We start from the raw sequence: 7,474 nt of genomic DNA, 5'->3' as shown, positions 1-7,474 counted from the left end.
CGTTCCAACTGCCCATGAACAACCCCGCCGGCTACTCCATCGAAGAAGGCAACGCCGCCTCGCGCAACGCCTACAACTGGTCGAAAAAAACCTTCGCAAACCGCGCCGGCAAGCCCGGCGAGCCCGCCCAGGACCTCGACGGCGGCTTCTCCAACGAAATCCGCTTCGGGGCCGAGCGCCTCGGCATCAGCTCCGACGGCATCGGGACCAAGATTGAGGTGGCCGAGCGCCTGAACAAGTACGATTCGCTCGGCTACGACCTTATCGCCATGACGGCCGACGACCTCATCGCCGCCGGCTTCGTGCCCACCAACCTCTCCAACATCATCGACGTGAACCACCTCGACTACGATGTGGTGGACCAGCTGATGCGCGGCCTGCACGATGCCGCCAACTTCGCCCAAATCGCCATCACGGGCGGCGAAATCGCGGAGCTTGGCAACCGCATCGGCGGCTGGCCGGGGGCCAAGATGAACTTCAACTGGTGCTCCACGGCCATCGGGGTGCTGCACCCCAGCCTAGCCCAGCCCCTGAGCGGCAAAACCGCCCAGGCCGGCCACGCGGTGGTGGCCCTGCGCTCGCCCTCGTTCCGCTCCAACGGCTACTCGCTGGCCCGCAAAACCCTCTCCCGCCTCTTCGGCGAAAACTGGCACGACGCGCCCTACGACGGCCCCGACCAGTTTGCCAACTGGGGCGAGGCCATGCTGGAGCCCTCGCTCATCTACTCGCCCGGCGTGGCGGCCCTGCTCGATGCCGGCCTGCCGCTGCACGGCATCGCCCACATCACGGGCGGCGGCGTGGCCGACAACTTCAAGCGCGTCCTCAAAAACGGCCTCGGCGCGGTGCTGGACAACATCTTCGAGCCCTTCCCCGCCATGCAGCGCCTCTGCGAAATCGGCGGCATCGATGCCGAAACCGCCTACCTCTACTGGAACATGGGCACCGGTATGCTCATCGTGACCGAAGACGCCAGCGCCGCCGCCGTGGTGGCCTCGCTGCGCGCCAGCGGCTACCTGGCCCAGGTGGCAGGCCACCTCACCGCCGAGCCCGGCGTGACGCTACGCGTGGCCGCGGGGGAACTGCGGTACGCGTAAGGTTAATTGACCCAATAAAAAGCCCTGTCGTCAATCAAGACGGCAGGGCTTTTTTGTGGCGGAGCCTAAGCTACTTTTACCGCCATGTCGCACGAAGAACACGATACCCAGGCCGAAATCAACATTAAAAACGATGTTGAAAAACATGGCTGGACGGTCTGCTTATTTGAAGCAGATACCGCCACGCCCGCCTTCGCTTATACCATTGGCCTTTGGAAAAATTTCAACCATCCCGAACTAATTGCCTTTGGCTTGCCGCTCGATACGATGCACGCCATTTTGAACGATGCCGGTGACATCATCAAAGCTGGCAATCCCTTGGAAACAGCTGTCGATAACTTCGAGATTCTGGAGCTGCACCCGGTTCAGTTTCGGCAGGTTGATGCGGATAACATTCCTGATTATTTCGGCTGTGCTCAGTGGTTTTACGAGTACGAAGCCTTCCCCGCGCTGCAATTATTCTGGACGGATAAAGGCGGTAAATTTCCCTGGGAGCCGGAATTCGATGAGGGCTACAAACTGGACCAGCCTTTCCTTGACCAAAAGCTTGACTTCAAGTTTTTCGAGTACCGAAACGTCGCGGCCTTTGTAGCAAGGCAGATTTTCAAAGAAGGCAAGCCCATCCTGCGGGTATTACACAACGATGACGACGGCTCGTGGCAGTTTTTGACCGAAGACGAAGCGGCCGACGCTGACATGATGGTTGTTTGTCTGGAAGAAGTCGTGAACCGTGACCAGTCGGTAAACGAACTGTTCAATCTGCCAACGGGCCAGACGGCAACGCGCGAATTTGTCGGCGCAAAGTGGGCGAGGGAGGCAATTGAGGCAGAGGAGTAGAAGTGTAACCTACCGTTTTACCGCAGTGCAGTTCTTGTGGCGATACAAACCCTGCCAAATACAGCCCAACGGATGCCTGCAACGATACAGACGGTGCAGAAATGCGAACAACGCGCACGTACAACAATACAAGCTGCCCGATAATACAAATAGCGCGCACGTACAGCAATACAAACTGTGCAGAAATGCGAACAGCAACCGGTTGCAACAATACAAACTGCGCAGAAATACGAATAACGCGCACTCGCAACAATACAAAACGTTTGAAAGTGTGAACAGAACGCCGTTGCAACGATACAAGCTGCCCGACTTTGTATCGTAACTTAGTTGCGGCAGGCTGTTCCGCTGCCGCTGCCCGTTATGGATACCCCCGCTAAGCGTACCATCGAACCCCTGCTGGAGGGCCTGGCCGGGCGCATTGCCCGGCGTGATGTGCCGCCCGTCGTCACTTACTCCGACCCGTATGAGCCCGGGCAGTTCCACGCGCGGCTGATGGCGGCACTGGAGCCGCTGGTGCCCCACAGCAACGGGCGCGGCAACGACACCCAGGCCCGCATGATGACCTGCTTCCTGCGCAACGAAACCCAGACCGCCGCCGACCTGGCCGAAGCCGCCAGCATTGAGCGGGTGGCCGGCAGCCGCGCCCACAATGCCCTCGTGGCGGTGGGGCTGCTGACGTGGGAGCGCATCGGGCCGCGCCGCCAGTACCGCCTCAGCCGCTGGGGCGAGGACTGGCTGCTGGCCATCGGGCGGTGCGAGGTGCCGCCGGCCCGGCCCACGGCCTGAGCCGCCCCGCATGGGTTGAAATATACCTATTTCCGGGTATTGCCATTGTTCCGAAAAGGCGGGAAGTTTATGGTCGGTTAGTGCGGGAAGGGTGGAGGCTTTAGCGCCCCCGGCTTTCCGGGGCATTGGCCGCCACACTGGCTTATTCCCCCGGCAATGAACAGTAAAAAAGTCCTCAACGGCGCAGCCCTGCTCCTCGGCCTGCTGGGCGTGTATTTCAAGGTGGAATGGTGGCGCGGGGCCGATGTGCTGATACTCCTCGGCTTCGGGGCCCTGCTGGTTTCGGTGCTCGGCTTCACCGCCCGTGCCAATGCCGAAGTGGGCACGTCCGAGCTGCTGAACTACGTGATGGTGGCCACCCTGACCGTGGGCATCCTGGGCGTGGTGTTCAAGTTCCTGCATTGGCCGGGCAGCGGCGTGCTCGTACTGGCCGCCAATGCCCTCCTCCTGGTGCTGGCCCTGATGCTCATCGCGGCCAAAAAGACCCTGTTTTCGCACCAGTTTGTGACGGTGCTGGCCGTGTTTTTCTGCCTGGTCATTGCGTTGTTCAGCACCGCTTTCGTGCAGCACGGCCCCTTGCGCTCCGCGCCCGTGGCCCTGGCGATGCCCCTGCCCGCGCCCTCCGATTGGGACCCGGAATAAGCCAGGGCCGCACTGCCCGGCTCAAACAAAAAAGCCCGGTGTGCCCGGCAACGCCAAAGCACCCGGGCCTGCTTATTCGATGCTAAAAACTACGCCGGGCGCACCGGGCGCTTCTCCAGAATGAGGCTCGTGCGGTATTCGTAGAGGCCCATTTCGAGGCCCACGGGGAAGGTGTGGGGGTTGAGGAAGCGGCGCACGCCGGGGTCCAGGGCCTGCACCTCGCGCTGGGCGAGGGCGCGGCTTTCGGCCAGGGTGGGCAGGTCGAGCACGCGGCGGCCGCGCCGGAACACCGGCTCCAGCAACTCGCGGTACTGGGTTTCGGGGCGGATGGGCAGGCGGCGGGTGCTGTCGGCGGGGTCAATCAGGATTAGGTGGTTGGGCAGGTCCTCGGCCGTGTTGTAGAGCATGTCGGCGCGGGGCTTGCCGTGCTCGCCGAGGTAGCGGCGCACCTGCAAAATGCCCGGAATGCTGGTTTTGGCCACCTGCTCCGAGAGCTTGATGGTGAAATCCCAGCCCGAATCATCGGCCTTGCGCAGGGCCGCCAGCTTGTACACGCCCCCCAGCGCGGCCTGGTTGTAGGCCGTCACGAGTTGCGTGCCCACGCCCCAGGTATCAATGCGCGCGCCCTGCTGCTTGAGGCTGGTGATGAGGTTTTCCTCCAAATCATTGCTGGCCACGATGCGCGTTTCCGGGAAACCGGCCTCGTCCAGCACCGCCCGCGCCTCCCGGCTCAGGTAGGCCAAATCGCCCGAATCGAGCCGGATGCCGGCCAGCTCATGCCCCCGGGCGCGCATGTCCCGGGCTACGTGAATGGCCTGCCGCACGCCCTCCAGCGTGTCATACGTATCCACGAGAAACACCGAGTCGTCGGGAAACGCCTGCGCGTAGGCCGAGAAGGCCTGCACTTCGTTCTCAAAGGCCATTACCCAGCTGTGGGCGTGGGTGCCGCGCACCGGAATGCCATAGCGCTGCCCGGCCAGCACGTTGCTGGTGGCATCGCCGCCGCCCAGGTAGGCCGCCCGGCTGGCCCCCAGGCCCCCATCGAAGCCTTGGGCGCGGCGCAGGCCGAACTCCAGAATCTGGTCGGTGGGGCCGGCGGCTTCGCGGATGCGGGCAGCCTTGGTAGCCACCAGCGTCTGAAAGTTGATGAGCGTGAGCAGGGCCGTTTCCAGCAGCTGGGCTTGCAGCAGCGGCCCGCGCACCCGCATAATGGGCTCGTTGCCGAACACCACCGTGCCCTCGGGCATGGCGTCGATGTCGCAGGTGAACTTCAACTCACGTAGGTAGCGCAGGAATTCGGCCGGGAACATCACCCCGCCCTTGCTGCCCCGCAGGCTGCCGAGATAGGCCAGGTCATCGTCCGAAAATTGCAGGTTCTCGACCCAATCCACGGCCAGAGCCAGCCCGGCCGCTACCGCGTAGCCCCCCTGAAACGGAGCCTTGCGGAAATACAGGTGAAACACCGCCTCCCGGTCCTGCAAGCCCTGCTGCCAGTAGCCGTAGGCCATGGTGAGCTGGTATAAGTCGGTGACGAGGGCGAGCGAGGGCGCGTAGAGGCCGGAGAGGGGAGCAGCATTCATAGAGCGAAATAACAGTGAAACGACGCATTCGCTTACGACGCGGCGGCTATTCCGGCCGGTCCGGTCGTTGGGGCAGCATCGGCGGGGCCGCACTACCTTGGCGGCCAAATGAGTAAAAACAAGACAAAAAGCCCGCGCCCCATCGTGTGGGCCCGGGCAATGGACGTGCGCTGGCGGCTGGCCCTGGCGGTAATAATTGGCGCGGCGGCGGCACTGCTGGCCCCCCACCTGCTGGGCACGCTGGCCCGCGTAGTAGTGGGCTGGGTAGGCTTCGCCGCCACCGACCTAAGTCTGGTAATCCTGGGCATGTGGCAGGCCGACACTGACGACATCCGCCGCGTGGCCGCTTCCGAAGACCTGCCCCGCACCCAAGCTTTCGTGCTGGTGGTGGGCGCGGCCTTGGCCAGTCTGGGCGCGGTGGTGGGCCTCATGGGCTCCCTCAAAGGCATCTCGAAAGACTTACGGGCCCTGCACGTCATCCTGAGCGTGGCCGCCGTGGTGCTGGCCTGGACGCTGGTGCACCTCGTGTTTACGCTGCGCTACGCCCACACTTATTACAACGCCGACGAAGACACCGGCCATGATATCGGCGGCCTCGTATTCCCCGACGACCAGGGCAAAGACAAAGGCCCCAAGCTCACGCCCAACTACGTGGACTTCGCCTATTTCTCCTTCATCATCGGCATGACGGCCCAAACCGCCGACATCGGCATCGGCAACCGCGAGCTGCGCCGCGCGGCCTTGCTGCACGGCCTCATCGCCTTCATCTTCAACACCGTCATCGTGGCCCTCACCATCGGCACCATCGGCGGGATGCTTAATTGAGTTAGGAGTTAAGCCCGCCGCAAGGCATTTTGCGACTAGCAGCCGGCCTAACTCCTAACCTTTAACTCTTAACTCAAGAAATGAGCCCCCGGCTCACGGCCAGCTTGATGAGGGCGGCGGTGTTCTTGGCCTGGGTTTTGGCGATGATGTTCTGGCGGTGGGTTTCGATGGTGCGCTTGCTGGTGAAGAGCTTGTCGGCGATTTCGCCGTTGGTCATGCCTTCGGCGATGAGCTTGAGCACTTCCAGCTCGCGGGCCGTGAGGTCGGCCCCGGAGTGGCCTTCATTCGCCGCATCCTCGGTGCTGCTGCGTTGGGCCACGGCTTTGTAGAGCATATTCAGGCCGATTTCGGTGCACAAAAACGGGTTGCCCGTCGCCACGGTCCGAATAGCGTGCGTGATTTCGCTGATGGCCGCGTTCTTGAGCACGTAGCCCAGCGCGCCGGCTTCCATCATCCGGGCCACGTAGTTTTCGTGGTCGAGCATGGTGAGCACCAGCACGCGCACCTCGGGAAAGCGCTGGCGCAGCTCCGGCATGGTGGAAAAGCCGTCGAGCACGGGCATCTGCACGTCCATCAGCACCACATCCACGGGCGTGGTTTCGAGCAGGGCCAGCACTTCGGCCCCGTTGCTGGCTTCGCCCACCACGTCGAGGTCCGGTTCGGCAGAGAGAAGCGCGCGGATGCCATCACGCAGGATGGTGTGGTCATCGGCAAGAAGAAGTCGGGTCATAGCGGGAGGAGAGTTGGAACTAGGCAAAACGGGCGGCGCGCAACAAAGTTGGGAACTTAGCTTATACGTAAGAAAGGGCTACGTATTTGTACTAAATCGTCAGGGTTAATCGTGGTTTTCGAAGGGATTTATACTGCTTTTGTTGCGTCGGTTATGGTTGAGCTTAGCTGAAATGGTAATTTCGGGTTGTTTATTCTCATTTTACTAATTCGTATCCTGGGAATTCGATATATTTAGCTTTCAGCATCCGGCTCTACCTTTTTCTTCGTTCATGATTCGTTTGCTACTTACCGACGGCGATGCGCTCACCCGCGAGGAACTGCGCATTGGGTTGGGAGCGGCCATAAGCCTGGAAATAGCGGGCGAAGCCGCGACCGGCGAGGAGCTGCTGGTCCAGCTGCCCGCCCTGAGCCCCACGGTCGTGCTATTCGACCTGAGCCTGCCCGGCCCCGACGCCTTTGCGGTGCTGGCTGCCCTGCGCGAGCAGTACCCTCAGCTGCGGATTCTTGCCCGGGGCGAGCTCACCAACGAGCACTACGTGGCCCGCGCCTTCGATTTGGGAGCCAACGGCTACATCCTGAAAACCTCGCCGCTGCCGGAGCTGGTGCACAGCCTGGGCACGGTGGCGGCCGGGCGGCCATTCCTGTGCTCGGCCCTGGGCCTGGCCTTGCTGCGCCGGCTCTACCTGGCCAAGCCCGTAGACGGCACCGCCGCCCGCCTGAGCCTGGGCCTGAGCAAGCGCGAAATGGAAGTGCTGAGCCTGGTAGCCGAGGGCCTCACCAACACCGAAATTGCCCTGCGCCTGTTCACCAGCAAGCGCACCGTCGAAACCCATCGGCAGAACATCATGGAGAAAACCCGGACCCGTAACACCGCCGCCCTCATCAAGCTGGCGGCCCGTGAGGGCCTGCTGCCGGAATAGGTGGTGAGCTAAAAAAACGTCATGCAGAGCGCAGCGAAGCATCGTTACCGCGTAACGT

8 protein-coding genes are annotated in these 7,474 nt (G+C 62.3%); 6 read left to right on the top strand and 2 right to left on the bottom strand.

Annotated features, from left to right (window positions below; genetic code table 11):
* The 4 genes from AAFH49_RS17755 to AAFH49_RS17740 form a co-directional block, all read left to right on the top strand.
* Positions 1-1,094: AIR synthase-related protein (locus AAFH49_RS17755; protein WP_342300276.1), on the top strand; the 1,094-nt coding region annotated here is incomplete at its 5' end.
* 84 nt (positions 1,095-1,178) lie between these two features.
* Complete coding sequence (locus AAFH49_RS17750; RefSeq protein ID WP_342300274.1) at positions 1,179-1,931, top strand: DUF4262 domain-containing protein; 753 nt, start codon at positions 1,179-1,181, stop codon at positions 1,929-1,931.
* Between the two features lie 360 nt (positions 1,932-2,291).
* Positions 2,292-2,717, top strand: a complete 426-nt coding sequence (locus AAFH49_RS17745) for a hypothetical protein (protein ID WP_342300273.1) — start codon at positions 2,292-2,294, stop codon at positions 2,715-2,717.
* 156 nt (positions 2,718-2,873) lie between these two features.
* Positions 2,874-3,359 (top strand): hypothetical protein, encoded by a 486-nt coding sequence (locus AAFH49_RS17740; RefSeq protein ID WP_342300272.1) that lies wholly within the window; start codon positions 2,874-2,876, stop codon positions 3,357-3,359.
* 89 nt (positions 3,360-3,448) lie between these two features.
* On the opposite strand, the gene AAFH49_RS17735 is transcribed toward AAFH49_RS17740, so the two are convergent.
* The gene (locus AAFH49_RS17735) at positions 3,449-4,939 is read right to left on the bottom strand and encodes a nicotinate phosphoribosyltransferase (protein ID WP_342300270.1); all 1,491 of its coding nucleotides are present in this window, start codon (positions 4,937-4,939) and stop codon (positions 3,449-3,451) included.
* A gap of 108 nt (positions 4,940-5,047) precedes the next feature.
* On the opposite strand from AAFH49_RS17735, the gene AAFH49_RS17730 reads away from it, so the two are divergent.
* Positions 5,048-5,764, top strand: a complete 717-nt coding sequence (locus tag AAFH49_RS17730) for a DUF1345 domain-containing protein (protein WP_342300269.1) — start codon at positions 5,048-5,050, stop codon at positions 5,762-5,764.
* 73 nt (positions 5,765-5,837) lie between these two features.
* Here the strand turns inward: AAFH49_RS17730 and AAFH49_RS17725 are convergent, their stop codons facing one another.
* Positions 5,838-6,494: a response regulator gene (locus AAFH49_RS17725; RefSeq protein ID WP_342300267.1), complete on the bottom strand. Its 657-nt coding sequence runs from the start codon at positions 6,492-6,494 to the stop codon at positions 5,838-5,840.
* A gap of 271 nt (positions 6,495-6,765) precedes the next feature.
* Here AAFH49_RS17725 and AAFH49_RS17720 point away from each other — a divergent pair, with 271 nt between their 5' ends.
* Positions 6,766-7,416 carry a LuxR C-terminal-related transcriptional regulator gene (locus AAFH49_RS17720; protein WP_342300265.1) on the top strand — a complete coding sequence of 217 codons (651 nt, stop codon included), beginning with the start codon at positions 6,766-6,768 and terminating at the stop codon, positions 7,414-7,416.
* The last annotated feature ends 58 nt before the right edge of the window (positions 7,417-7,474 follow it).

Source organism: Hymenobacter segetis, from assembly GCF_038448715.1.
In the GTDB taxonomy this organism is placed as follows: domain Bacteria; phylum Bacteroidota; class Bacteroidia; order Cytophagales; family Hymenobacteraceae; genus Hymenobacter; species Hymenobacter segetis.
The sequence above is the reverse complement of the archived record's forward strand: the minus strand, read 5'-3'. Positions and strand labels throughout refer to the sequence as shown.